The sequence below is a fragment of the Microcoleus harperi Pol14_C6 genome, assembly GCF_036701295.1.
GTDB lineage: Bacteria > Cyanobacteriota > Cyanobacteriia > Cyanobacteriales > Microcoleaceae > Microcoleus.
In genome coordinates this window covers 61,747-88,118 of record NZ_JAUBQN010000016.1, presented here as the reverse complement: position 1 = coordinate 88,118, position 26,372 = coordinate 61,747, and the positions used below count along the sequence as shown (strand labels likewise).

General features: G+C 45.8%; 26 protein-coding genes and 2 riboswitches. Of the genes, 18 read left to right on the top strand and 8 right to left on the bottom strand.

The window, feature by feature from the left end; all coding sequences use genetic code 11:
• Positions 1–119: 119 nt before the first annotated feature.
• The 4 genes from QUA27_RS13480 to QUA27_RS13465 all read left to right on the top strand — a co-directional run bounded on the left by QUA27_RS13480 (position 120) and on the right by QUA27_RS13465 (position 3,033).
• A complete protein-coding gene (locus tag QUA27_RS13480) occupies positions 120–668 on the top strand; it encodes an NUDIX hydrolase (protein ID WP_333068540.1) in 549 nt (182 codons plus the stop codon).
• 150 nt (positions 669–818) lie between these two features.
• Positions 819–2,270, top strand: coding sequence for an FAD-binding domain-containing protein (locus tag QUA27_RS13475; protein WP_333068539.1), 1,452 nt, complete (start codon positions 819–821; stop codon positions 2,268–2,270).
• Positions 2,271–2,382: 112 nt separating this feature from the next.
• Positions 2,383–2,616, top strand: a complete 234-nt coding sequence (locus QUA27_RS13470; protein ID WP_333068509.1) for a hypothetical protein — start codon at positions 2,383–2,385, stop codon at positions 2,614–2,616.
• A complete protein-coding gene (locus QUA27_RS13465) occupies positions 2,617–3,033 on the top strand; it encodes a Uma2 family endonuclease (RefSeq protein WP_333068538.1) in 417 nt (138 codons plus the stop codon).
• Positions 3,034–3,135: 102 nt separating this feature from the next.
• On the opposite strand, the gene QUA27_RS13460 is transcribed toward QUA27_RS13465, so the two are convergent.
• On the bottom strand, positions 3,136–3,585 hold the full coding sequence (locus tag QUA27_RS13460) for a hypothetical protein (RefSeq protein ID WP_333068508.1): 450 nt from the start codon (positions 3,583–3,585) through the stop codon (positions 3,136–3,138).
• Positions 3,586–3,682: 97 nt separating this feature from the next.
• Here QUA27_RS13460 and QUA27_RS13455 point away from each other — a divergent pair, with 97 nt between their 5' ends.
• Positions 3,683–4,009, top strand: coding sequence for a hypothetical protein (locus tag QUA27_RS13455; RefSeq protein WP_333068506.1), 327 nt, complete (start codon positions 3,683–3,685; stop codon positions 4,007–4,009).
• Between the two features lie 15 nt (positions 4,010–4,024).
• Positions 4,025–6,157 carry a pentapeptide repeat-containing protein gene (locus QUA27_RS13450; RefSeq protein WP_333068505.1) on the top strand — a complete coding sequence of 711 codons (2,133 nt, stop codon included), beginning with the start codon at positions 4,025–4,027 and terminating at the stop codon, positions 6,155–6,157.
• A gap of 511 nt (positions 6,158–6,668) precedes the next feature.
• On the opposite strand, the gene QUA27_RS13445 is transcribed toward QUA27_RS13450, so the two are convergent.
• Together QUA27_RS13445 and QUA27_RS13440 are read right to left on the bottom strand one after the other, a co-directional pair.
• Positions 6,669–8,249: an FAD-dependent oxidoreductase gene (locus QUA27_RS13445; protein ID WP_333068504.1), complete on the bottom strand. Its 1,581-nt coding sequence runs from the start codon at positions 8,247–8,249 to the stop codon at positions 6,669–6,671.
• Between the two features lie 242 nt (positions 8,250–8,491).
• Complete coding sequence (locus tag QUA27_RS13440) at positions 8,492–9,211, bottom strand: Uma2 family endonuclease (protein ID WP_333068503.1); 720 nt, start codon at positions 9,209–9,211, stop codon at positions 8,492–8,494.
• Between the two features lie 174 nt (positions 9,212–9,385).
• Positions 9,386–9,532, top strand: a riboswitch (cobalamin riboswitch).
• Positions 9,533–9,593: 61 nt separating this feature from the next.
• Here QUA27_RS13440 and QUA27_RS13435 point away from each other — a divergent pair.
• From QUA27_RS13435 to QUA27_RS13400, 8 genes are all read left to right on the top strand, one after another.
• Positions 9,594–10,313 carry an energy-coupling factor ABC transporter permease gene (locus tag QUA27_RS13435; protein ID WP_333068537.1) on the top strand — a complete coding sequence of 240 codons (720 nt, stop codon included), beginning with the start codon at positions 9,594–9,596 and terminating at the stop codon, positions 10,311–10,313.
• A 3-nt stretch (positions 10,314–10,316) separates the two neighbouring features.
• On the top strand, positions 10,317–10,649 hold the full coding sequence (locus QUA27_RS13430; protein WP_333068502.1) for an energy-coupling factor ABC transporter substrate-binding protein: 333 nt from the start codon (positions 10,317–10,319) through the stop codon (positions 10,647–10,649).
• Positions 10,646–11,449, top strand: coding sequence for a cobalt ECF transporter T component CbiQ (gene cbiQ, locus QUA27_RS13425; protein WP_333068501.1), 804 nt, complete (start codon positions 10,646–10,648; stop codon positions 11,447–11,449). Before QUA27_RS13430 ends, cbiQ begins: the two co-directional genes overlap by 4 nt.
• Positions 11,450–11,765: 316 nt before the next feature.
• Entirely contained in the window at positions 11,766–12,803 is a 1,038-nt protein-coding gene (locus tag QUA27_RS13420; protein ID WP_333068500.1) for a DUF2207 domain-containing protein, read from the top strand.
• 296 nt (positions 12,804–13,099) lie between these two features.
• Positions 13,100–14,512 (top strand): ABC transporter substrate-binding protein, encoded by a 1,413-nt coding sequence (locus tag QUA27_RS13415; RefSeq protein WP_333068499.1) that lies wholly within the window; start codon positions 13,100–13,102, stop codon positions 14,510–14,512.
• Positions 14,513–14,921: 409 nt separating this feature from the next.
• Positions 14,922–15,066, top strand: a riboswitch (cobalamin riboswitch).
• 156 nt (positions 15,067–15,222) lie between these two features.
• Positions 15,223–15,663: a hypothetical protein gene (locus tag QUA27_RS13410; RefSeq protein ID WP_333068497.1), complete on the top strand. Its 441-nt coding sequence runs from the start codon at positions 15,223–15,225 to the stop codon at positions 15,661–15,663.
• A gap of 19 nt (positions 15,664–15,682) precedes the next feature.
• Positions 15,683–16,549 (top strand): SAM-dependent methyltransferase, encoded by an 867-nt coding sequence (locus QUA27_RS13405; protein WP_333068496.1) that lies wholly within the window; start codon positions 15,683–15,685, stop codon positions 16,547–16,549.
• A 340-nt stretch (positions 16,550–16,889) separates the two neighbouring features.
• Positions 16,890–17,738 carry an energy-coupling factor ABC transporter ATP-binding protein gene (locus QUA27_RS13400; protein WP_333068495.1) on the top strand — a complete coding sequence of 283 codons (849 nt, stop codon included), beginning with the start codon at positions 16,890–16,892 and terminating at the stop codon, positions 17,736–17,738.
• 159 nt (positions 17,739–17,897) lie between these two features.
• Here QUA27_RS13400 and QUA27_RS13395 read toward each other — a convergent pair whose 3' ends face one another.
• Entirely contained in the window at positions 17,898–18,599 is a 702-nt protein-coding gene (locus QUA27_RS13395; RefSeq protein WP_333068494.1) for a diacylglycerol/polyprenol kinase family protein, read from the bottom strand.
• 205 nt (positions 18,600–18,804) lie between these two features.
• Here QUA27_RS13395 and QUA27_RS13390 point away from each other — a divergent pair, with 205 nt between their 5' ends.
• Entirely contained in the window at positions 18,805–19,086 is a 282-nt protein-coding gene (locus tag QUA27_RS13390; RefSeq protein WP_190733824.1) for a putative quinol monooxygenase, read from the top strand.
• An 80-nt stretch (positions 19,087–19,166) separates the two neighbouring features.
• On the top strand, positions 19,167–19,646 hold the full coding sequence (locus tag QUA27_RS13385) for a DinB family protein (protein WP_333068492.1): 480 nt from the start codon (positions 19,167–19,169) through the stop codon (positions 19,644–19,646).
• 235 nt (positions 19,647–19,881) lie between these two features.
• Here QUA27_RS13385 and QUA27_RS13380 read toward each other — a convergent pair whose 3' ends face one another.
• Positions 19,882–20,838: a glycosyltransferase family 2 protein gene (locus tag QUA27_RS13380; protein ID WP_333068536.1), complete on the bottom strand. Its 957-nt coding sequence runs from the start codon at positions 20,836–20,838 to the stop codon at positions 19,882–19,884.
• A gap of 167 nt (positions 20,839–21,005) precedes the next feature.
• Positions 21,006–21,476 (bottom strand): tetratricopeptide repeat protein, encoded by a 471-nt coding sequence (locus QUA27_RS13375; RefSeq protein ID WP_333068491.1) that lies wholly within the window; start codon positions 21,474–21,476, stop codon positions 21,006–21,008.
• A 77-nt stretch (positions 21,477–21,553) separates the two neighbouring features.
• On the opposite strand from QUA27_RS13375, the gene QUA27_RS13370 reads away from it, so the two are divergent.
• Both QUA27_RS13370 and QUA27_RS13365 read left to right on the top strand, forming a co-directional pair.
• Positions 21,554–22,897, top strand: a complete 1,344-nt coding sequence (locus tag QUA27_RS13370; protein ID WP_333068490.1) for a glycosyltransferase family 4 protein — start codon at positions 21,554–21,556, stop codon at positions 22,895–22,897.
• Between the two features lie 34 nt (positions 22,898–22,931).
• Positions 22,932–24,854: a hypothetical protein gene (locus QUA27_RS13365; protein WP_333068489.1), complete on the top strand. Its 1,923-nt coding sequence runs from the start codon at positions 22,932–22,934 to the stop codon at positions 24,852–24,854.
• A gap of 304 nt (positions 24,855–25,158) precedes the next feature.
• Here QUA27_RS13365 and QUA27_RS13360 read toward each other — a convergent pair whose 3' ends face one another.
• Both QUA27_RS13360 and upp read right to left on the bottom strand, forming a co-directional pair.
• On the bottom strand, positions 25,159–25,305 hold the full coding sequence (locus tag QUA27_RS13360; RefSeq protein WP_333041181.1) for a hypothetical protein: 147 nt from the start codon (positions 25,303–25,305) through the stop codon (positions 25,159–25,161).
• A 319-nt stretch (positions 25,306–25,624) separates the two neighbouring features.
• A complete protein-coding gene (upp, locus tag QUA27_RS13355; RefSeq protein WP_333041182.1) occupies positions 25,625–26,260 on the bottom strand; it encodes a uracil phosphoribosyltransferase in 636 nt (211 codons plus the stop codon).
• Positions 26,261–26,372: the final 112 nt, after the last annotated feature.

Below are 26,372 nucleotides of genomic sequence, written 5' to 3'. Positions count from 1 at the left end.
AAACAGTGATAGTTATCAGTCATTCCCAACCTTAGATCTAAAATCTAAAACCTAAAATCCTATGAGATCGCCTATGATGTCTTAAATCGTTGCCATCAAACATTATTCGCTTGTCGCTTATGTCGATCGGTCAAGAACTACCCCAACTCCTCAAACAACGCCTATTTTACCAAGGGCGCAAATTTAACTTTGACGTAGCCACCCTCCGTCTTCCCAACGGTTCCGAAGGCGAGTGGGAATGTATTCGCCACCCGGGCGGAGCACTGGCAGTTCCCGTCACACCCGAAGGTAAACTCGTCTTGGTACGCCAATACCGCTTTGCCACAAAAGGGCGAATTTTAGAATTTCCCGCAGGTACGGTAGAAATCAATGAAAGTCCCGCCGAAACTATCAAACGCGAAATCGAAGAAGAAACCGGATATCGCGCCGGAAAATGGCAGAACTTAGGGCAATTTTTTCTCGCCCCCGGTTATTCCGACGAAATCATTTATGCTTTTTTAGCCCAAGATTTGGAAAAACTGGAAAAGCCGCCAGCACAAGACGATGATGAAGACCTTGAAACAGTTTTATTCACCCCTGAAGAATTAGAGAAAGCTATCTTAGCTGGGGAACCCATTGACGCGAAATCAATTTCTAGCTTTTTCTTGGCACGTCCCTTTTTGATGTAAATCCGATATGTGGGTGACAGATCAAAGCTCGTTGAAATAGCGGTAAGGTGCGCCCTTCGCACCCTACTTAATATATCGTAGTAAGGTGCGTATGGGCGCACCATACGGGGAAATGTAGGAAGTTAAAATTTAATTAAAAAAATGTCTGATATATCCAATCTAATTTTATTTTGGCACCGCCGCGACTTGCGTATTTCTGACAACATTGGACTGGCAGCAGCGCGCCAGCAAAGCCCGAAAGTAGTCGGGATTTTTTGTCTCGATCGCAATATCCTAAATCGGGATGACGTAGCGCCAGCAAGAGTCACATACATGATCGGCTGCTTGCAAAAACTCTCCGCGCGTTACAGGGAAGCAGGCAGCCAATTGCTGATCGTTCAAGATGACCCGATTATAGGAATACCGAAATTAGCAACAGCGATAAATGCTCAAGCAGTATTTTGGAACTGGGATGTAGAACCCTACGCAAAACAGCGCGATCGGTCTGTATCAAATGCCCTCCAACAAGCAGGAATTCAAGTTCAAAATTTCTGGGATCAAGTCCTGCACGCCCCAGACGAAATTCGCAGCGGTACAGGACAACCCTACACAGTTTATACACCATTTTGGAAAAAATGGAACAGTAAACCCAAGGCCCAACCCGTAGAGACACTGCCGATAACTTATCTGGAATTAATGACCGGATTAACCGCCGAAGAACAAGCAATTGCAAACGAAGCAGGTGCAATTGAAACAGTGCCAACAGCCTCTAGTTTGGGATTTATTTGGGAAAACCAATTAGTAATAGAACCCGGAGAAGATGCAGCGCAACAAAAATTAGAAGAATTTTGCGATCGGGCAATTTACCAATATCAAGAACAGCGCAATTTCCCCGCCATTAACGGCACATCCCAACTCAGTGCCGCCCTCAAATTTGGTGCAATTGGCATCCGCACGGTTTGGCAAGCTACCCAGATAGTAATGGAAACTTGCCGCAGCGAAGAAGCATCTACAAGCATCCAAACTTGGCAACAGGAAATAGCGTGGCGGGAATTTTACCAACACGCCATGTATAACTTCCCAGAATTAGCAGACGGCCCCTACCGTCCAGCCTTCAAAGACTTTCCTTGGGACAACGATGAAAAACTTTTTCAAGCTTGGTGTAAAGGCAAAACTGGCTATCCTATTATTGACGCGGCAATGCGCCAGTTAAATCAGACAGGTTGGATGCACAATCGCTGCCGAATGATAGTCGCCAGTTTCCTCACCAAAGATTTAATTATTAACTGGCAGTGGGGCGAAAAATACTTCATGCAAAAATTGATAGATGGCGACCTTTCTGCTAACAACGGCGGTTGGCAGTGGAGTGCATCGAGCGGCATGGACCCGAAACCTTTGCGAATATTCAATCCGGCGAGTCAAGCTCAAAAATTTGACCCGGAGGGCGAATATATTCGGCACTGGGTTCCAGAATTGCGCCGCGTTGATACTAAACTTTTGCTAACAGGAAATATTTCACCTTTAGAACGCAGACTTCTTCATTATCCGTCTGCAATTGTAGATCACAACGAACAGCAGCGCAAGTTTAAAGAACTTTACAACCCGCAAAAAAACGCAGATTAGAATGCTCGATTTTGGGCGATATTTACCAGTAAATTAAGTGGAGGGGCGCAGTGTACCCTCAACTTAAAAGAGGGTATAAGTTATAATAAAATTAAATAAATCGGAGGTTGAAATGGTGGTAACGCTGCAATTAAGACAAATCAGTGTACCCCCAGGACATAGAGTGCTGTTCCATAATGTCGAATGGCAGGAATTTGAAGCAATTATAGAAGAGTTGGGAGAACACCGTGGCTCTAGAATAGCTTACAGTGAAGGAACTTTGGAGATTAGGATCCCACTACCAGAACATGAGAAAGCTAAAATCATTATTGGCTATCTAGTGAAAATTCTGTTTGAGGAACTATAAATTGACTTTGAACCCTTTGGATCGACGACTGTCAAGCGAAAAACTATGTTACAAGGAATTGAACCGGATGAATGTTTTTACATTCAGAATTACGCTCTAATGATTGGCAAAAAGCGGATTGACTTAACTGTCGATCCGCCGCCTGACTTAGCAATTGAAGTGGAGCTCACTTCCCAAACTCAACTGGACGCTTACGAGGCGCTGGGAGTACCTGAAATCTGCCGCTATGAAAATAACAAGCTTCTGATTAATGTGCTTCAAGATGGGAAATATGTTGAAGCAGAAATTAGTCCGACTTTTCCCAATCTCCCAATTAGTGAAGTTATTTCTCAATATTGCGAACAAAGCCAAACAGTGGGCACGAGTCAAACTCTCAGATTGTTTCGGAAGTGGGTTAAAGAGCAAATACAAAATTGATATGAAATCGCTATTCCACGCACTTGCTGTCAGAACTCCGGCTTATTTACGATCGCCACAAAGCCATTTTATGACAGCAAGCGTCCTAATCCCGTTGTATTGTTAATTTCGCTTTTGGGAAATAGAGAGAGAGTAAGGGTGTTGACCTTGAGATCGATCGCCCACAAAAATAACATAAGTCCCCTTGTCCCCATAACCGGAAAATTCTACATTCCCCGCAGCAGCATTCGCCGGCAGCACGCAGAAACGCCCCCTCGGCCCCTGAATCATTAAACTTGGAGCTCCAGCGGTTTGTACTGCAATCCGCCAGTAAGGCAAATCCTGCGTTACTTCGATGACGTGGTTCGGTCCTTGGGAGACAAAACCGCAGTCCCCGCTATTGTTCGGGCCGCCGGAAACTCCAGAAACTCCAAGCGGTTCGGGAAATCCCGGAGCAATTTGTAGCGGTTGGCTCCGAAGGGCACCGGCATCCGCTAAAATCATTGCCAAGGCTAGGGTCACGATCGGGCTAAACCACAGTTTGCCGCGATCGCCCGGATAATGGATCTTCATGTTTCCTCACACAATGGCATTTGGTTCTAGTTCTTTGACGGTAGAGGATAATGGCGGTTCCAAACACATTAATCTAAACTAACTTCCGAATTTTTTTATGAATCCTCAAAATAACTTCAATTGGCAGCAAGCGTTGGGAGAACTAAAAGCTAAAGTAGAACGATCGCCACTCATCACACAAAATTCAGACAGCTATCAAGCCGTCGGAACCTTCTACAATCAATTACTGGACAAGTTTCAAAGACTCCCCAAACCGGGGCAGGTGGCAGCCTTTGCCGTCGGAGCGATAATTGTCCTGACAGTCTTCAATAGCGTCGTACAGCTAATTTCAGCGCTGATGACTCTTGCCGTTCTCGGAGTGCTAATCTACATAGCGTATAAATTGGCAATTTCCCCCCAGTCCTCAAATACTAACGACAAATAATAGGAATTTCTAAATATGGCTAACCCCACCGCGCCCAGCGGCATCAATCAACCCGATCCGTCTTGGCAAACACAATCCAAGCAAATGCCACTGCTGGTTCGCAGGTGCGGCGCTTGGGCAGTGGAAATTTCGTTAATTGCGGCCAGTGCCCTCGTTCCCTTCAGTATCGGGGCATTGGTCAACCAGGAATCTCAAACCGTGCCGCTCAATTCCTCAGTAGCAGCAGCATCCGAAACCGTCGCCCGTACCTTGGGCATACCCGTGCGCGATCGCAGCCCCAGAGTCGCACCCCTAACTAATCTATTCTGGTCAGGGGCGCTGCTGGCACCGGCAGTTTTAGCGGGGTGGCAACTGTTTTTGCTTGCCAGAACCGGTCAAACTTTCCCCAAACGCTGGTTTGGCGTCAAGGTGGTCACAGCGTCGGGTACTCCTCCGGGTTTTGGGCCAGTGCTAATTCGCGAAAGTTTAGGGCGCTGGGGAGTGCCTCTGGGCGTCGCTTACGGTATTTGGCGCTTGAGCGGTGCGTTTCCTGATTTGCTGATTTTAGGGGGGCTCAGTGGCTTGGCAGTGCTAGCAGACGGCGCTTTGGCATTGCGCTACAAACGCCAATCTGGACACGATCGCCTCGCGAATACTTTGGTCGTCAATGCTCGATCGAATCAAGTGTCTGCCGATCCTGTCAAGACTCAAGATTGGACTGAGGAAGACGCGCAGATTGCGGCTTTGGTTGTGACTCCACAAAGCGGCCTGAAAGCAAATGCCAGTTTGTGGAATTGGATGCGCCAACACCCAGGCACAACTTTGGTGATAGTTACCGTCGGCAGCGCGGGATTGATTTTAACTTTGTTTGTCGGCACTCTCATCTACACTCAAAGTCAAGCAAATATGCGGGATTCCCGGCAGCGGAACGACGAATTATTTGTCGCTTTAGTCAGCAAATTGTCTCCCACATCGGCTAGCGGGGCATCCGGCCGGCGATCGGCCATTTTGGCTTTGGGGGCGGTGGAAGACTCCCGCGCCGTACCCCTGCTAGCGGATTTGCTAGCTCAAGAAGACAACCGCGCCATGCTGGACGCGATCCAGCAAGCTTTAGTCAGTAGCGGGCCGAAAGCTTTGCCTGAGTTGCAGCGGTTGAATCAAGCCCTCAGCAACGACCTCGATTCCCTGCGCTTTGGCGGCAAGGCCCCGGAACGCGAGTTAGCGGCCGCCCGCCAGCGAACAGTACAAAGGGCGATCGGCAAAATTCTCACAGTGTATAGCAGCCAGCTCAACGGCGCGGATCTCAGCCGCACGGATTTAGCTCAAAGTCCTGCCGGCCCCTCTCAGTTTACTTTAGTTTTAAACAAAGTTGACTTGTCGGGAATTAAGTTGAGAAATGCCAATTTAACCAATGCCAGCTTGCAGGGAACTCGCTTTTACGGCACCGGCGAAGACAGGCGTCCGGCTACCTTTGACGATTGGATTTCTGACTTGAGCGGCGCTAATTTGGAAGGAGTAAATTTGGTCGGGGCGTCTTTGAACAGTGCTGTAATGAACCGGACTACTTTTGTGCGCGCTGTCATGAACAAAGCTAATTTGTCCAGCGGCAATTTAAACTCAGCTAATTTCAGCAGTGCTATTTTAATTGGAGCAAATTTGCAAGAAGCACTGTTAAAAAATGCAAGTTTTACCGGGGCAGATATAGGAAGCGCGAATTTGTCGGGAGCAGATTTGTCGGGGGCACGTTTGGGCAAAGTGAAGGCTCAAGGCGCTCAGTTGTCTTTGACAAATTTGTCTAAATCGGAATGGCAAGGTGCTGATTTGTCCGGTGCTGATTTGAGCGGCGCTAACTTACAAAATGCCGACTTGACTTCGACTAAACTCGCCAACGTGAATTTTAAAGATGCTCGGTTGCAAGATGCGAATTTTCGGAATGCGGAGGTGAGTTCGGTTGATTTTAGGGGCGCGAATTTAGCGGGAGCGAATTTTAAAGGCGCTGTGTTTCAGGGGAAAACAGCTTCGGATCAATTTATTCAAAATCCGACTGGTAGTAAATCCGGTAGATTCCTAGGAGTTGATTTTTCAGAGGCTAAGAATTTAGATAAAAGTCAAATTGCTTACATTTGTTTGCAGGGGGGGATTCATCCGAAGTGCCCGCAGAAGAAGTAAGGATTGTTTGTTAGCGAGTAGGCTAAGCTGTCGCGCATTTAAATTGTATATTCAGGGCGGGACACCCCACAAAAATTGGATGTTTTTTTCACAGACAATTTAAATGCCGCAACAGTTTAGTGCCGCGCAGCACAATAATTCGGTGCAGGCGATCGAGCTATTGTATAATTTCTAGTAAAATCACCGTTATAGGTTTGTAGTGACGACGGAAGTGATCACAATTTTAGGACGATTAAAGTCGTTACTACAAACCAACATAATGGTTGTCATTCGAGAGACCATAATACTAATAGCAATTTCACTCATTTTTTGCTAAAAACTTTTGGCTTGATTTTCGTTCCACCTGCCCAATTTACTACTGCATTGTTTATTGAAATTACTATTATATCGTTTCCAGTTGTATCGGTATTTTTCAGAGGTTCAAACAATCCGTTGTCCCGAAATCATAATTTTAGTCAACAATCCACAATCAACAGTCAACAATTCCGCAGGACTGCAACCGGAATTTATATTACGCAATAGCATCCGAACTGGCAAGAGTCTCGAATTGCGCCAATAACATTGCCTCACCATTATTTGGAGTTCCAAAAATTTTAGGTAACTGACCTGTTTGGGCGAGAACTTGCCTCACTTCTCGGTTAGATACATCGGCTAGATTTTTGTTATTTAGAATGGCATTAACCGCAGCGATACCCACACCTTGACCAACTGCGGCGTTGAATTCCACAATTCGGCCGACAGAACAGGCAAACCCTTCAAATCCAGAACACGGACTGACCACTGCCAAGTTAGGAACGTTTTTAATTAATGCGTGGCGGATGCCAATATTAAAGATAGGGTGTTTAAAGCTCAGACTTTTAAACCATCCTAGACTGTTTGCTTTCTCGCCAATACCCGGGATGCCTCCGCGTACATCAAAATGATAGCTAAATGTTGCCAGGGCTTCATTAGCAGGTACGCCACCTAACAGCATTTTTGCGCCGGTTAAAGGTTCTACAACTCCCGTCACATTGCCAGCGTGTCTGATATAAACTTCTGACGAATAAGTAACAGAAGTAGCCCCCAAACTCTTCAGCCAAGTTGTAACAAATAACATCTCTCTTTGCATATTAGCCGTGGGTTTGCTGCCGCTTCTCGCTAAGGCTTCCGCTTCGCTGCTGGTGACGCCAAATAAAAGCGCATTCCACGAAAGTCTGTCATTTGGAAGCATGGCTATATTTCCCTCATCTAAAATTATGCCAGTTTCAGGAAAAGATAGTTTTATTCCTCTAAAGGAGTGGTAGGCTACAGACAGAGCCGGCGAGCGAACATCGATGTAATCGTTACCCGCCCACAGAGTTTTGAGATTTCCTTGGGTGTCGAGCATTTCCCGCCGCAGTTCTTGTGCTAGTTTGACATCCTTGTCGGCAGCGTAGAGCAAAAATTTTTGACTTTCTGAATCGGCCAGGTTTGTGAAGCGTTTTAGATAAATATAATCGAATTCTTTCAGTGCTCTTGCACTGAGTCCTTGGGTTTCAAAAACGAGGGTGACTGGAAGTTCTGAGTTAGGCAGACCAAATGTTTCAAATCCCTTCAGCTTTCTTACACCGGCAGCTTGAGCTAATTCGGCATTGACAGTGGCATCAATAAATTGCTTGCCGGCATAAACTACGCCTTTAGAGGTGGTTATACTGGCAATTTTTTGACCTTCTTTACTGACTGATTGAATTTCTACTTTGCTGAGGAGATCTGCGCCAGCTTGTACGAGCATTTCTTTCAGCACTGCACTGGCTTTGCGGGGGTCAAGTGCAATTGCCTTAACGCCGGATTTTTGTAAAAATTCTTTATAGATTGTCGCCGGTGAACCAAAGATATCTAACTTTAAAGATTGTTGAAGTTCTTCACTAATCTGACTTCTATCTAAATAAGCAAGGCCACCTCTTACCAAATGCCCGCCAATTCCTTCTTGCAAGCTTCCTTTAGACATCAGCAGAATTCGCGGATAACGCTTTGTGCGGCGAAGATATTCTCTGGAGGCCGAGATAACAGCTAGAACTCCTGGAACTTCATCACCAAAACAGATGATATCGTAAGAACGCAGATCCATGACCATTATTTAATAACCTCTCCTGATTTTCATCTTTTCGAGCGGGATCTCAATGTTTGCCGTCAAACTCTCTGTTTTTCCCAACTCTAGCTCGCTCTTTCCTGATTTTTGCGATAAATATTCACATATTCCTGGATGCAGAAACCGGGTTTTTTCCTGAAAATCTTTCGTTGAGGACGATCGATCTCGGTTGAAAAACCCGGTTTCTGAGCGTCTAGAGTCGGTCAGTCTGGTACTCTTGATTGCCATCAGGTCATATTATCAGGATCTATCCCCAACTCCCGCAATCGCTGAGCTAGTCGATCGGAACGTTCAGCTAATCGATCGGCGCGCTGGGATTCCTGTTGGGCGCGCTGCGCTGATTCTTTCACCTGTTCTTCAGGAGTCAGATAACGTTTTCCCTCGGCATCATACCAATACAACCACTCCCTTGTCACCCCAGAATAACTTCCCCTTTCACAACCAATTCCTAAACCAATTTCAGGCATCCAAACTGGATTTCCTGGCTGTAATTCATACTTTCCATTGACTAACTTGTGTACTTCTAAACGGGGTTTACGACGGCGGCGGGAAGAATAAATGACGTAATAAAGTACGCCTAAAGCTTGATATTCCTCCAATTTTGTGCTGTATTCCTTGCGATAAGTTGGGGAAACAACTTCTAGCACAAAAGTCGGCAGAACATTTTCATCCCACAACACGTAACTGGGACGCAATTCTTCATCATAAAACCTTTCTACACCTAAACTCAAGAAAGCATCGGGCACAATGGCAGGTTTATCCGGGTGATAATAGATACCCATATCTATGCCAAAAAACCAGTCCATGCGTTCTGACCAAAGTATGAGCAATATGGCTTTTAACAACCCTGGTATTAGCTCTTGCAGTTCGTTATCCACAGGCGTTTCATCCGAGTCGGGTAGTTCATCGGCGGAGGGCAAGTTCCTCGGCAAGTTGTACTGTAACATTGCGGCTTTCCTCAAAACTCACTAATATTATACCGTTGATTTGTTGAGGGATAGTATTTATTGAACGAACCGCCAAGACGCGAAGGAAAAGAAGAGAATATGATAGGTAATTTTGACTTAGGTAATCTGAATAAATTTTTGTAAAATATTTGCTGAGACTTACGCGATCGACTAAACTATGTCTAACGAGTCGGTTCTAATGGGGAGCAGCCGTTAGAGGAAACGGGGAAAGTTCGGTGCAAGTCCGGCGCTGTCCCGCAACTGTAATGAGAGTCATGTCGCTTTCTGAGTCAGGATGCCCGCCGATGTGTTAATTTACATAGTCTCATCTGCGAGGTTCAGCGTGAAGACCAGAAATCGGAAATTGGTCAGCTTGGGATTGATGGCTGGCTTGAGTTGTTATATTGTCCTGGCATCGGCAACGCCCGCCGCAGCTATGCACATTTCGGAAGGTTTTTTGCCGGTGCAATGGGCTGCGTTTTGGTGGATGGTGGCGTTGCCTTTTTTTGCCTTTGGGTTGCGTTCAATTACTCGCATTACAAAAGAACACCCGGAACTTAAACTATTGCTTGCGTTGGCGGGTGCGTTTACTTTTGTGCTTTCTGCTTTAAAAATTCCCTCGGTAACGGGCAGTTGTTCTCACCCGACGGGTACCGGTTTGGGGGCAATTTTGTTCGGCCCTTCGGTGATGGCTGTACTGGGGGCTTTAGTTTTGTTGTTTCAAACGTTACTGTTAGCGCATGGTGGCTTGACAACGCTGGGAGCGAATATGTTTTCGATGGCGATTGTCGGCCCTTTCGCTGCGTATTTTATCTATCGATTGCTGTTGCGAACTGGTAGCCAGCGGGCGGCAATTTTTTGTGCTGCGGCTTTGGCCGATTTGCTGACTTATGTGACGACTTCGATTCAATTAGCGTTAGCTTTTCCGGCAGCCAGCGGCGGTTTTATGGCTTCGTTTCTCAAGTTTGCGGGCATCTTTGCTATCACTCAAGTACCCCTAGCTATCAGTGAGGGATTGCTGACTCTATTGGTCTGGAATTGGCTGCATTCTTACGGGAAGCCGGAGTTAGAAACTTTGAAATTATTAAGACAGGAGTCATAAGCCGTGAGTCAAAAAACTACAAACAATCACCAATCTACTTCGCGGCAAAATTGGCTTTTGGCTGGCGCTGTGATTGTTCTGGCAGCGTTTCCTCTCGTTTTTGTGCGGGGTGAATATGGCGGTGCCGATGACCAAGCTAAGAAAGCAATTACCGAAATTAAACCGGGTTATAAACCTTGGTTCAATCACTTGTTTGAGCCGGCTAGCGGAGAAATTTCAAGTCTATTGTTTGCGTCTCAAGCGGCGATGGGGGCTGGCGTAGTTGGGTACGTCATTGGGTTGTATAAAGGCCGATCGCAATCTCGGCAGCAGTCTGATAATAAATCGTCGGAATGAACCATCAGATTGATAGTCTGGCTTATACAAATCGCTTGCGGGGGTTGCCGCCATCTCACAAGTTATCCTTTGCGATCGCCCTGTTAATTCTGTCTCTAGTTTCTGGGGCGATCGTCCAATTGTCGATCGCCCTTTGGTTGGGCGTCTGGATCGTCGTCTATGCGGGTATTCCGGGAAAACTGTATTTGCGGTTGCTGTCGCTACCGTTGATGTTTTTGCTGACAAGTTTGCCTGCTTTGGCGCTAGGTGCGGTTGCGGGCGATCGTATCCCTGCAATTGGGTGGGATATTTGGCAAGGTTGGGGCATTAGCATCAGCACTTTTTATCTGTATGTGAGCCGCACCGGCATATACCAAGTGAGCTTGCTATTTGCCCGCGCCTTCGCATCGACAAGCTGTATGTATTTCATCCTCTTGACGGTTCCATTTACCGAAATCTTGCAAATTCTCAGACAATTACGCTGTCCAGAGTTGGTCACAGAACTGCTATTACTAATGTATCGGTTTATTTTTAGCTTATTGGCGATCGCCGATGAACTTTGGATAGCACAAAACTCGCGCTGCGGCTACCGCACTTGGAAACTGGGAATGCACAGTTTAGGAATTTTAATCGGGCAATTGCTTCAGCGAACTTTGGAAAACTACCGTCAAGTGTCGCTGAGTTTAGCGTCTCGCGGCTTTAATGGAGAACTGCGCGTTTGGAATTCTTACCCTTACAAACCTTCGCGAAGATATACATTTGAAGCCGTGTTTGGTTGCACCGTTTTAACCCTGTTAAGTATTGTATTTCAACCTAATTAAACCTTGGGGCGGGCTAGAAGCCCACCCCACAATAGTTGCAATAAACAGGATTGTAAAAATTAAACTTTGGGTCGCTGCTCCAATACCACCCCACAATAGTTTCAAAAGACAGGATTATAAAAATCCGATTAACACCACCTTAGCAATCAAAAAAAATGTGGGATGGGCTTCTAGCCCGTCCCAAAAAAGCCCACTATCCCAAGCTTCATCTTATAAATATGACTTTTATGAACTAAATCAATGAATTATATGAATTGACCTCACCAAAAACCTATTGAATAATAGTCATCAATAGCTGTTCAATAGGCATCATATTATGAATCAACGGCCTTTCAAAAAAATCCTTTATTTCTTCACCACCTTATTGACCGTATTTCTGGTCACAGTCACTCATGTAGCGGCCCAAAAATTACCCTTCTACTGGGAGAATATTGATGTCATCATCGACGTTCAGACCAACGGAGATATGTTAGTCACCGAAACACAAAAATATGTATTCACAGCCGACTATAATACTGAACGATATCGCTATATTCCTTTAGATAAAGTCGATGAAATCAAAGATGTCACCGTTGCCGAAAATAATCAAACGATTGCCAGTACAACTGGGATTGATGAAAACAATCAACTGTGGATTCGCTGGCAACATCAATTAAAAGCGCCAGAATCACATACTTTTGTTATCAAATATCGCGTAGTAGGTGGATTGCAGTTAGATGGTGAGAATACTCAAGTTTATTGGAAAGCGATTTCATCAGGTCGCAAAGCCCCGATTAATGCTGCAAAGGTTAGGGTGCAATTACCCGAATCTTTGTCAGGTCAAGTTCTCTCGTTTACGAATTTTGGTACGCCAGCCATTCCTCGCAAAGTAGATGGTAAAACATTTGAGTTTGTTGCAAGTCAGCCTGTTCTACCCCAACAAGAATTAGAAGTGCAGGTGGCATTTCCTCAGCCAATTCTCAATGTACCTCAACCTCACTGGCAACAAACTGGCAACCAATCTCAATCTTCTTCGGTAGAAAACGACTTTTTAAAAAATTATTGGGTGGCCAGCGCTCTAGCGATTATCATATACATTGCGGTAATAATTATCAAACCCATTGCAAAGCGACGCTGCCCTGAATGCAAAACGTTCAAACTAGAACGGACTTATAACGTTTTATTGAGTCCTACATATACCAGTGAAGGCAAGCAAGAAGTTACCTGCAAATGTCGAAACTGCTCTTATCATCACAAGTATAAAGAGGTAATTCCAGCCATGAGCTATGGCGATGGTGGCGGTGGCGGCGGTGGTGGCGGTGGCGGTGGTGGTGGCGGTGGTGGTGGTGGCGGTGGTGGCGGTGGTGGTGGTTAATATCAACTGGACTTACGCATCACAATTAAAGAAACCGGGTTTTTACTTAATCTGTGGGTTGTAACGCGTCTTCTCAGCAAAAAACCTGGTTTCTGAGCACCCGCGCGTCCAGGACTATTGTTGATAATTCTCGTATTCTCGTTAGTTTAGGGGGCCGGATTTGAATAAGGGCGATCGTACTTCCTGCAACAGGTATTACAAATATGAATTTTATGAACGTAATTAATGAATTATATGAATTGACGTGAACAGTAGTTGAATGAATAATTATGTTATCAAAAAATCGATCACAAATTATGTATCAAAATACTAACCAAAAAAACAGCCGCCCGTCCATTTTTTTTATTATTGCCCTCGGCTTAATTGGGTTGGGTGCATACAAGTTCCTGCCAGGTTTATTGAATAGCCAAACTTCAAATACACCTACATCTACATCTACACCGGCAACGAGCGCATCGGGAGCGATCGCAACTCGCATGAGTTTAGGAAATCAGATATTGCTGACATCGCAAACAACAGCCGAAAAGCAAGCAGGCGTTACAGCTTTTGCCAAAGGAGATTACAAAGAAGCTGTTCAAAAATTTCAGGGTTCGCTGCAACAAAATCGCAACGATCCGGAAACGGTAATCTATTTGAATAACGCGAGAGTAAGCGATCGCACTTCTCTTAAAATTGCCGTCAGCGTGCCGAGCGGCAGCAACCCCAACATCGCCCAAGAAATCCTCCGGGGTGTCGCCCAAGCTCAAGATGAAATCAACACTAGGGGAGGAATTAACGGTGCCGGTTTGCAAGTTGAAATTGTCAATGACAATAACCGTCCAGAAGTGGCGCAAGAAGTTGCAGCAGCATTAGCAAATGACCCGAAAATTCTAGCGGTAATCGGACATAATGACAGCAATGCCTCTTTAGCAGCCGCTCCAATTTATCAGGAAAAGAAACTGGTGATGATCACACCTACCAGCAGTACGAATAATTTGTCAGGTTTTGGCAGCTATATTTTTCGGACAGTCCCCAATACTCGATCGATGACTGCTCCTTTAGCAGAGTATATCGTCAAACAAGTCGGCAAAAGCAATATTGCCTTCTGCTACGACTCTCAAGCTGCTGGCAAAGCTTCGTTTAAGGATGAATTTATTGCCTCTCTTTCAGCATCAGGTGGCAGATTAGTTCCTATTGTCTGCGACTTGTCAGCGCCGACATTTAATCCTAACACTGCGATCGCGGATGCTGTTAGCCAAGGTGCACAAGGATTGATGGTAGCATCCCACGTAGATCGCATCGATCGCGCGATCGATCTAGCCCGTGCAAATCAAGGCAAATTAGCGCTTTACAGCAGTTCAACTCTTTACACCTTTCAAACGCTAAAAGACGGGCAAAAGGACGTGGACGGGCTTGTTTTGCCCGTTCCCTGGCATCCTGAAGCTAATCCCAACAATCCATTTCCTAAAAATGCCAGTCAGCGCTGGGGAGGAGTAGTAAATTGGCGAACCGCAACGAGTTTTGACGCGACTCAAGCTGTCATCGCTGGCTTGTGGCAAAGCAATACGCGGGAAGGGTTGCAACAAGCACTCAGAAATCCGAATTTCTCGGCTGCAGGATCGAGCGAGGATGTGAAGTTTTTGCCCACGGGCGATCGGGCTGGTAAGACGATTTTAGTGCAAGTTAAACAAGGAGGAAGCACTGGCTATAACTTTGTCCCGCTGCGGTAAGTTCGTTAAGTGCGATCGGGCAGGATGCCAACTTCACAATCAAATTAACTTTTTGTGGCACAGGCATCTTGCCTGTTTCTTAGCATGATTAAAAGAGAATTTTATGTTTAATTAACATGATTCTTAAAATAAAAGAAAATGGGAAAATTAAAGGAGAGCGTTGTATATGAGCGCGCCCGTTGAAACCACAACCTACACGGCTGAAAAATATCTATAAGCTGAAGTAAATTCTCAGGATCGGCATGAATTTCTCAATGGAAAAATTGTTCTGATGACTGGCGACACACCGAATCACAATATAGACTTGAAAAGGAAGTCTTGGACCGGCAGGATGCCTAACCCCTACTCCCCACAAGAATTATTGCAGATGTCCGATCGCTTTTTTGTCAAATATCCCAAATAGTGGTAACATCCCCGTATATTGATCGGCTCTGATGGAGAACAGCCATCAGACGCAAGGGGGAAAGTTCGGTGCGAATCCGGCGCTGTCCCGCAACTGTAATGAGAGCGTTGGATCTCTGAGTCAGGATGCCCGCCGATTTGTTTACCTGTTGTTTTTCATCTGCGAGGTATGGATGATGGTGAGTTTATTATTTTTTTAATTATTGGATTGGGCTTTTTTAACCGCAGATATCAGCAGATAAACACAGATGAACGCTGATGTAATTCGCTCTGCGTTCTGAAGCGTATATTATTTTAATGGAAAAGAAATGCGAATCGAAGATAGTGTTTGGCAGGGTAGTTTTGGCTACTGGCAAAACTTGTTTATTCATCAGAATATTTTGTCGATAGGACATACTGCTTGGAATGGCTTTTTGAATCGAGGACGGGGCTTGGTTGCTTGCAAAATCAATACTCCCATTAACGGCTATGTGAATTGGAGCGTAGATACTATCAAGTACGATCTGCAATTTATTTCCGACTTGGAGGCAACCCTTTATTTGCAACAACTAGAAATAGAGGAAAACACTGTTTCAAATTTGCTCCAAATCATTGCTGGCTACGAACCCAAGGAAGCAATTATATTTTTGTCGATCGCCAACGGTCAGATTGATATCAATTTGTTGCAAAACTTGGCAATTTCTCCTGTTGAGTGCTATGAACAAGTATGCAAGCGCTGGGAAGAATTTCAACTCTGCCCGAAATCCTAAAACTTACTAAATTTTCCGAATGTCGCAGCCAAAATCCATCGAAATTTCCAAAGTAACTCGCTACCAAAATGCAGCGCTTAATTACTATTTGGGCCTGACAGATTCGCCCTACCTTCACTACGGCTATTGGGAAACCCTACCTGTGCCCGCTGACGAACTAACGATCGCACGATTGCGCCTGGCTCAGCAAGCTTATACTGTAAAACTGTTGGATGCGATCCCCAAAGGCACTCATACCATACTCGATGTGGGCTGCGGGATTGGCGGAAATGCGGCTTATTTGCTCGATCGAGGTTTTGCAGTGGAAGGGCTCGCACCCGATCCGTTTCAACAGCAGCGCTTTCTTAAGTGTACGGGCGATCGGGCAATCTTCCACCTCACGAGGTTTGAAGACTTCAAAGCAACCCATTTCTACGATCTTATTCTGTTTAGCGAAAGTAGCCAATATATGTCGGCTGTTGATATTGCTAACGGTGCCGCCAAAATCCTCAATCAGGGTGGCTACGTGCTGCTGGCCGATATGCTGCGATCTGATGCTAATTATAAAGAGGGAATGTTCTCTAATTGTCATGTGGTTACAGAACTTCATGCAGCATTAAAGCAGGCTGGATTCACTTTAGTAAAAAGTGAGGATATTTCCGCTCATATTTTGCCTACTATCGATTTGTATGTCGATACTTTCCGCAGGTATGGACTGAATACGATGATGTATGTTGCAGATTTAATTGCGATAACAGTTCCGCCCGTCCACAAATTCCTGCGCTGGATATTTCGCCGCTGGTTCAAGAAGTTGGTGGTTGAAGGGTTGGAAGCAGGCCAACTTTTTGAGCAGCATCTCTGTTATGAAATGCAACTTTGGCAGTTGTCAAAATCAGATCGAGGCTGACACAAATAGCAATCCTAAATCATTTGTGAATTTCTTACTCCCTCCCCTTGATAAGGGGAGGGTTGGGGTGGGGTAAAAAGTTGACGACTCCTGCAAGGATTGCTATACAATGGAAATCGGTAATCGGTAATCGGTAATCATTCATTGGTAAGCAGTAATTGGAGGCAGAGCCTCCGGGTATTTATTCCCAGGCTCTGCCTGGGAACAAGGCTATAAGCTGTTGTGCATTTAAATTGTTTGAGGGCGGGCAAGATGCCCACCCCACAAGAAGGAAAATTTATTTTACCATGCAATTTAAATGCGTATTAGCTTAAAAAATAACAAATAACAAATAACAAATATGTCTCAATGGATTCTCGAATTCGATCGCACTTCCTACTCCTACCCCTGCGGTTCTCGATCGGCAATTCATGATTTAAACCTCAAAGTCCCCGCCGGGAAACGATGCGGGCTGATCGGTCAAAATGGCTGTGGCAAAACTACCTTTTTTCTGTTAGCAAATGGCTTGTATCAACCGCAACAGGGAATCATTAGCTGGCAAGGTGAACCCTTTCGCTACGATCGCAAATCTTTGATCCAACTGCGCCAACAAATCGGACTCGTATTTCAAAATCCTGAACATCAATTAGTAGCTTCGACGGTAGAAGAAGATATTTCCTATGGATTGTACAATTTAGGCTTGACAGAATCCGAAATTGCTCAAAAGGTACAGCAGGCGATCGAGCAATTCGATCTAAGCGAACTCGCCCGCGAACCAATTCACAATCTCAGTTTGGGCCAGAAAAAGCGGGTTTCCATCGCCGATATCATGGTTCTCAAGCCCAAACTGCTGCTGCTAGATGAACCTACCGCCTATCTCGATCCGCGTCACACCCGACAACTGATCGGTTTACTTCAACAAATTCACAGCGCCGGAACCACTATCCTTTTAGCAAGTCACGACCTCGATTTCATCTACCGCTGGGCTGATTGGGTGTTTGTAATGGATCGGGGAAAATTGATTTTAGAAGGAACACCGGAAACCGTTTTTGCTCAGCGGGATGTCTTGGAACAATTGCAGCTTGGCGTACCGCTGGCGATCGAGCTGATGGAGCAAATAAGGGCGATGTTTCCAACAGACGATCGCTCAAAAATCCCCGCTTTCGAGCAATGGCAACAACAAATTTTACAAGCACGTCGGCTGCTTTAAGGAGACTTAGACAATTGATAATTGGCGTTGCTGATTCACGGTATGAATTACCTTTTCGCTGGAATTTACAAAACTCACCCTCAAACGGGCTTATAGCAATTGCGAAATCTTGAATTCATACCTGTATCCAGCAACGCCGCCCCTGGGGGTAAGTTCAGATTACACATTACCAATTATCAAAAATTGATTTAGGAAAAAGGCGATCGCCCCACTGCCGATCGGCACAGTCAGATTGTCAATTCCCAGCTTAGAAACCGACTCCAGAATAGCAGCAGCTAAAGCTACAACAGCCGACACAGCCCAAGTTTGCCAAACTGCGCCTTGAACCGCCAGCAAAATCAAACTGCTAACAGCAAAACTCACCAAATACATAGTTGCAGAACCTTCCCAACTCTTCTGAATTCCCCCAACTCGATAAATATGTTTCCCGTATTTCTGGCCGATGACAGCAGCCAATCCGTCGCCCCAAGTCATGACTAAAATGCCCAAAGCAGCGTACTCCTGATGCTGTAGCGGCCAAAACCAAGCTACGAGAACGCTGATACTAACAGCATAGAAAAAAGTCCCCAAACTCTTCCGGTTGATACTGTTAAGACTGGGCAAAATCGGAACTTGGTAAGAAACTAGGGCGATCGCACCTGCTAAAACCCCCGCCGAAATCCCCACCCAACCGGGTATTTCCAGCCACCACGCCAGCAAAATCACATTTCCAGTACCGATGTGCACCACCTTCCGCGATACCTCAGCATCGACAGAAGTAAAGCGATTTAAGCCCTCAGCTACCAGTAAAATCACACCCAGCCAGACTCCCACGAGGGAAATTTGCAACCACACAGTCGGAACTTCAGAAAATATAGACACGATATTTAGGAAAAACTTATTTACATCAGGCACTGTTTACTACTTTAGTGGAAAGCGCGATCGCTCTGTTCGGTGTTGGGAGGATTTTCAACCGTCGCTACGCTATAATTTACTCCTCTCATGTGGTCGGCTTTGGCGACAAAGTGAGTTAGTCTAATAAAATTAGTCGTTTGAAGTTTTGAGAGGCTCAGAGAATCTGATTACTATGCAATATGTATTAATTATTCATGAAGTAGAAAATTATGAAGCTTGGAAACAGGTATTCGATCGTGCTGAAAGCATCCGAAAAGAAGCTGGCGAGCGCTCCTATCAGGTCTTGAAGTATGACAATGAACCCAACAAAATTGTTCATTTCTCCGCGTGGACATCAATCGCAGATGCTAGGGCGTTTTTTGAGTCGCCTAGACTGGTTAAAATTAGAGAAGAAGCCGGAGTTAAAGCTCCTGAGTTTATTTATCTAGACCAATTAGAGTCAGGAGTATTGTGAAAGACGTATTTGTATAATGTAAGTTGTTCAAACTATGTGATTGTGTTTTGAGTATGTACGACGGTAGCTACTACCAGCTAATGGCTGAGTACAATTGCTGGATGAATCAAAATCTATATTCGGTCTGCTCGGCAATTCCTGATGAACAGCGCAAACAGGATATGGGTGCCTTTTTCAAGTCGATTCATGGCACTTTGAATCACTTACTGTATGGTGACAAAGCATGGATGGGTCGTTTCACTCTTCACCCATTTTCTGCTACCGTTATCGGTCAAGAACTGTATGCTGACTTTGAGGTTTTGAGAGCAGAACGGGAGACAACGGATCGGCAAATTATAGAATGGTCTAGACACCTTAATTCTGACTGGTTGAGTCAACCGTTTGAGTACACCAGCAATGTAGACGGTAAATGCCGCGTGCTACCGACTTGGGTTCTGGTGACACATATGTTCAATCATCAAACTCACCATAGAGGGCAAATTACCACACTACTCAAACAACTTGGCTACGACCCAGGCGTTACAGATATTCCGTGGCTACCCGCTATATCAATCGGATAATTTCTGGTTGTAAACCGACACGCCAGAAGACTCGGCGGTTAAAACCTCGCCTACACTTGCCCCTCGTCCCAGCAGAGGGGGACTCAAGAAAATCAAGAATTTAATAAACCTGTTTCGGTGGGTTTTGTCTGTATAAACGTAATTTTAACCCCCGACTTTTCAACCCTTGCCTTGTGAGTTTTGTGTGTATAGACGCGGTTTCAACCGCCGCGTATTCTGTAGAAATCCTACGCCTTCACAACTCCCGTTTTAACAACTCCCGTACAGCCGCAAACGCCATTCGACGCAACTCAACGGGCAGCAGCGACAATCCCAAACCAGCCCACATTTTCGCCTCAGAAACAGACTTTCCAGCTCGCACCATCAGGCGCCCTTTTGCAGTTTCACCCACCTCAATCAGTCGCAAACCTAGCGCTAATTGAGTTTCGGCAATCCTTTGGAGCCTGACTGTTTCCAACTTCTCGGAATCAAACTCGTAGCCGATCAAATAGCGCAATTTATCGCTTAAATACGGAATTGCCCGATCGACTCCTTGCTGTCCTGCATGAACTCGATACTCCATCAACAGCTCCGGCAAGTAATAGCACTTTTTGCCAGCAATCGCAAGTCTCACAAACAAATCGTTATCTTCGCAATTTTGCAAATTCGGCCGCAGAAATCCGACTTCTTCCAGCGCGTGGTGGCGAAACAAAGTTGCCCCTATTTGCAAACTCTGTCTCAGAAAAACTGTGGAAAGCAAATCTTCAATAATTCCCGGCGATAACTCGGTGCGCCCCCAGCGCTGCGAATTGAGTTTCGTCTGACTTTCGTCAATATAATTGTTAATGTCGATCACCCAGTGATCTGTACTGACAAAATCGATACTGGGGTCTTTATCTAAAATAGCAGATGTCCGCTCTAGAAATTGTGCGCTCAGGCGATCGTCATCGTCAAACTTAATAAAATACTCACCCCTTGCTGCCGCAAAGCCCGATCGCATATTATTACTCTTGCCAATATTCTGCGGGTGGCGAATGTAGCGAATCCCGCGATCGACAAATTCCGACATCAACAGTGGAGTGCTGTCAGTAGAACCGTCATCACAGATAATTAATTCAAAATCTGTATAAGTTTGATCTAGCACGCTGGCGATCGCAAAAGCCAGTAGATGCACTCGATTGCAAGTAGGAATGCAAACGCTAATTTTCGGCACTAACTTAGACAATTTGAGATTTGAGATTTAAGATTGCAAAAAAATCCTGAAACCATTGATTTTCTTCCTTCTTCCTTCTTCCTAAATTTTCTTCCTTCTTCCTTCTTCCTGATATCCGTTACATCCGTTACATCTGTTGCCGAACTTCCTTCACTCCACAATTGATTTTAACTCAAACGAGCCGTACATTCGAGAATTAACTTTTGATTCACCAAAGCAAACGGTTGAATTTCCAAAGCGCGACGAAAAGCTTGAATAGCATTTATGTATTCTCCCAACGCAGCGTAGCACAAACCAAGACCGTGCAGCGCCCCAAAATGCACCGGGTTCAGTTTGAGGACGATTTGGCAGTCGTCGATCGACTTTTTATAATTTCCTTGGGTATAGTGAAGTACGGCGCGTCGGTTCCAAGCTTCAGCAAAATCCGGCGCTTCCGCAATCAGTTTCGTCAGCAAATCCAAAGCGTGGTGAACATCGCCTGCATCCAGCGAAACTTGCGATCGCCTGAGAATTTGCATCCCATAGTCACCTTTCTGGTTAAACCAAGTGCGCCAGAGTTCTGTAGTTGCCCGATCCCGCACGATTTCGTCGGACTTTTTCAAGTCTTCGAGCAGCGCCTTAACAGATAATTCGTCCATAGGTGCGAAGATTGTTAAAAAGATTTAATCAATCAATTTTATCGCGCAAGCGGCAACTTTAATTTATTCCACATCCCATGAAGATTTTGATGCTTTCCTCGACTTTTCCCTATCCGCCAAGCCGCGGAGGAACTCAGGTGAGGACGTTTAATTTATTACAATACTTGAGCCAGCGGCATGAGGTAATTCTCGGCACTGTGCGATCGCCCGATGTCACCGATGCACAAATCGACACATTGCGGCAGCAAGTTGCAGAATTGGCAGTTTTTCCCCATCCGCAGACACCCCCCCAACCCCCCCTTGCTAAGGGGGGGCTAAGACTCCACCAGGAGACTGAGGAAGGATTTTTACCTCCCCCCCTTAATAAGGGGGGGACTGAGGGGGGGTTCTCTAAAATAATAGGAAAATTCCACAGATTTGGTCGATTTTTGCAGTCGGGTACACCTCCCAACGTACTCTCAAGCTACTCCCAAGCAATGCAGAATTGGGCAGACGAATTGGTAACATCAGGCAAATGCGATGCAGTCACCTGCGAACACAGCGTTAATGAGATTTACGTGCGTCCAGAATGGCGGCAAAAACTGCTGACAGTGGCAAACATTCACAGTTCCGTTTGGGGAACTTGCAGGGAAATGTTAGCAACCGGCACCTCGGAAAAACCCCTGCGCGATCGACTAAATTTACCGCTACTCGCCCGCTACGAAAAACGCTACTGTTCCAAATTCTCCCGCATTGTTGCGACCACATCCACAGACAGAGAGCAACTCCTAGAATTACTGTTGCCTCCGGTTCAGGTGCGAGGAAAACAAGATTTTTTTGTACCTTCCATAGATGTAATTCCTAACGGCGTAGATTTAACCCAATTCCCGTACCGGTCGATCGATCCGGGAGGACATACTTTAATTTTTGCAGGCGCAATGAACAATTTGCCCAATATTGACGCGGCGCGGTTTCTCAGTTTGCAAATACTGCCGCCTTTGCAGCAGCGCTATCCCGATGCTACCCTCACCCTAGTCGGGGCTTCGCCAGTCCCCGAAGTGCTCGCCTTGGGGAAACTCCCCGGAATTCAAGTAGTAGGTCGGGTGCAAAGGGTGGCAGAATATTTGCATCAAGCTGCTGTTTGTGTGGTGCCGATGCGGATAGGTTTTGGGATTAAAAATAAAACTTTGGAGGCGATGGCTGCGGGAACCCCCGTCGTTGCCAGCGATCGAGGTTTGGAGGGTTTAGCCGTCAATGGCGGCCCACAACCGAGAAGGGCCTTGCGGGCGAACAAAGTTCAGGAGTATGTTGAGGCGATTACCAATTTGTTTGAAAATCAGCAGCTAAGACAGGAGCTCTCTGTCAACGCTCGATCGCTCGTGGAAAGCCAATACACTTGGGATATCATAGGTCGGCAGTACGATCGGCTATTGCAATTTTAAACTCTAAATTCTAAAATCTAAATTCTAAAATGGGATGATGGAACACAAAATTAACCCCTCAAAAAATCGAGCCTTACCCCCAGAAAATCGAAAAGTTGCTCCTCCTCCGACAAGACGCCGTCGCCAAACCCGACGCCCCAAAAATCTTCAAGAGTCCCAGCTTCCAATACCTACTCCCCGAACTCGCGCCCGATATCCCTGGAAAAGACTGGTAGCTAATTTGACAGCCCTCAGCGTCTTGGCTGGCTGTGCAGCTTTGATGGGAGGCGGCGCTTGGCTGAGTTATCAGCTAATTGTCGATCCCAATGGCAACAGGTTGATCTCTCAGTTTGTGCCGGAATGGTCGCGCCTGCCTACAGGTAGCAGAGATTCGATCCAAACTCTCGATCAAATCAAAGGCAGCATCCGCAAATTGGGATTCGTAACCGGAGAAGCCCTGCCGCTTCCCGTCGATCAATCTCGCGATAATTCTATTTCTGATTTGCTCTTGCCGGTGATGGTAGAAAGAACTGTTAAGGCTTCTACTGTTTGCAAAAATCCTTGCCGTCAAATTGTCGAACTTCGGGTGTACAAGCGGGTGCAGTTGCCCGATCGCAGTTCCGATAAAGAGCAGTATTTTCAGTTAGCAAGTTCTGTGAACGTAGAAGGCCCGGCGGAATCTTTTGTCATTACTTCTTTAGCTGACTCTACATCTGACAATCAAGCCTCGAATCAGTCCCTACCCCTAACAGAACTGCGCCGCTTTGACGGAAAGCCCCCCGCATCTGGCATTTGGTTTAATGTCAGCGGTCAACTAAAGCGGGGCGACAGGAAAATTCCCTACGGACAAGTCGTTCGCTACAACCCCAGCCAAAATCATTTAATGCCGCTGTTGGAGTGGGCGAGTGCGGCCGGACAACCGCCGAATTGGCAGCAAATTGTTAAGGGGGAAAACCCACAATTGGCGATCGACCAAACAGTTGGTTTAGAGCCGCAATTTACCCTTTATCAAATTGGGCCGCGCAAATTTTTGCCGAACCCCGTTCAGTTAACGGCGATTTCTTTAGAAGAAATTGCTTTCAATGACGAGACTTACAAAAATGGGCTGCGACTTGCCAAAAGCGGGCTGTGGTCTCCAGCATTAAATGTTATGCGTGTGGCGAAGGGGAAAGCTGGCAAAAATTGGCCCGCAGTCGCGCAAGCTCAGCTAGAAACGATCGAATTTCACGCTAAAATTACTCGGGCTCAGGCGATCGCATCTTGGGCCAGTCCCGGTCAACAAGTTCTCGCAGAATTGATCGACGGCCGCTGGGCCGAAGCTTTGCAAGTATTTGAAGCCGATCCGAGCAACAGTAACGAAATAGCCACAACCCTCAAAAATGACAGCGGGCGGATCTGGAACCGCATAGACGCCGCCTTGAGAGTGAATGCCGCTGACGCCGATGTCAAGGCTTGGGGCGCCCTGATTGTAGCTTCTCAAGACGGAGCTCGCGAGGCGATGAATTGGCTCGACCAGCAATCAGATACTGACAGCGAAACAAGAAGTCGAATTCGGAATTTGGTCAACAAACTTCAGGAAGCAGTTTCTCAGGCTGAAAGTTTAGAAGCCCACAAAAGTCAAATTATGGGTTCTGCTACTTTAATTAACAGTGTCAATCCCGCTGAGTGGCTGGAACCCGAACCGAACAACGAGTTAAAATTGGCTGCAGAACAAGTTTGGTATCAGGTGCAAGTAGCGAGTTTTTACGACGGTAGCCGCTGGGTTAATTCGCCTTTTTCAGATGTAGAAGTGCGCTCTTTTCCTGCTACTCAAGTTAAGTGGCTCTGGGGGCGGCTGGGATTACTGGCTGACCCCAAGATTAAGATTGAGGTAGCGATGGCTAACGGTCAACAAAGAGTTGCTGTGGGAACGGTGAAAGCAGTGCAGGTTCAAGACGGAAGCCTGCGCTTGCTGGCGGCGGTTGACAAGCGATCGTAATCTGGCAGAAAGCATTCGGCAGATAGAACAGTCCCGGAGGGACTCTTGACACAAAGAAACCGGGGTTTTTTACCGTTTCTGCCGATTGCAACAGAAGTATTTTCGTAAAAAAACCCGGTTTCCTTCCACCCGTGCGTCCAAAACTAGGAATAAGGAAAAAGCTTTCTTCTCCCCCTCCCGCAACTCCGAAAGAGGCGCAATCTCAAAACTCTTCCCCTCCCCACTTATCGCTCTTGGACAACAATGCAGACAAAAATTTTGTTAATTTAATTAACACAAGTTGCACGCGAAAAACCCATATCTCTCAAATCGCGCCCTTTTTAGAGAGTGCTGCAATCATCTGGCGTTTCACTGCTTTAGCCCAAAGCTCAAACTCCAAACTGTTGATATTCTGAATTTTCACTTCCTCAACAGGCTGAGTTGCGGCTTCTTTCTGTGCTGTAGTCTCCATTGTTTTTTCCCTCGTCAAAAAATGTTAGTAGTCGATCGCAAACGGTTAGCATCATACATCTATTTTATGAACTAATTCTTGCGATTAATTACACTAAAGGCAGAGATTTTACCCATAAGATGCAGTAAATACATTGAGATAATGCAATTTACGAATTAAACCTAAGAAAATCCTACAACCCTTGCTATATATAGGCTTTCCCTGACATTAAAATCTTACAATTTACATTGTCTGCCACTATCAAACCACTACTTATGTTATAAAACTTACTGTTAAATGAATGTATTGGCATATACAGCAGAAAATAATTTTATTGAATTCACATAGTGCCGTAAAGCCGATCGCCCGCATCTCCGAGTCCGGGTACAATATACCCGTGCTCGTCCAAACACTCGTCAACAGCAGCCGTATAAATCTGCACGTCAGGGTGTTGTTCGTGAAAGTGCTTAAGTCCCTCCGGTGCCGCCAGCAAGCACAAAAATTTAATAGACTTTGGATTAACTTCTTTCAGCCTATCCACTGCCGCCACTGCTGAATTACCAGTAGCCAGCATCGGATCGACAATTAAAACATCTCGCTGTTCGATATCCTGGGGAACTTTGAAATAATATTCGATCGCCATCCGAGTTGTCGGATCGCGGTACAAACCAATATGTCCTACCCTCGCAGACGGAATCAGTTCTAAAATACTATCTAACAGTCCCTGACCGGCACGCATAATCGAAATAATAACAATTTTCTTTTCTGCAGCCAGCACCGGTGCATTCATTTTGGCGATCGGCGTTTCTATTTGTTCGTATTTTAGCGGCAAATCTCGCGTCACTTCATAGGCTAGCAGCATCCCAATCTCTTTCAGCAGTTGGCGAAATTTCGCCGTGCTCGTTTGAGTTTGCCGCATGAGAGTTAACTTGTGCTGTATCAAAGGATGGTCGATGACAGTAACTTTAGCACTCATTTTTTTGAATAATTAATTTGCTTTATTCTAACTTATCAGCCATTGAGGCATTCTTGACGCAAAAAAAACCGGTTTCTGCAGTCCCTGCGTCCTGGAATACTTATATCAAACC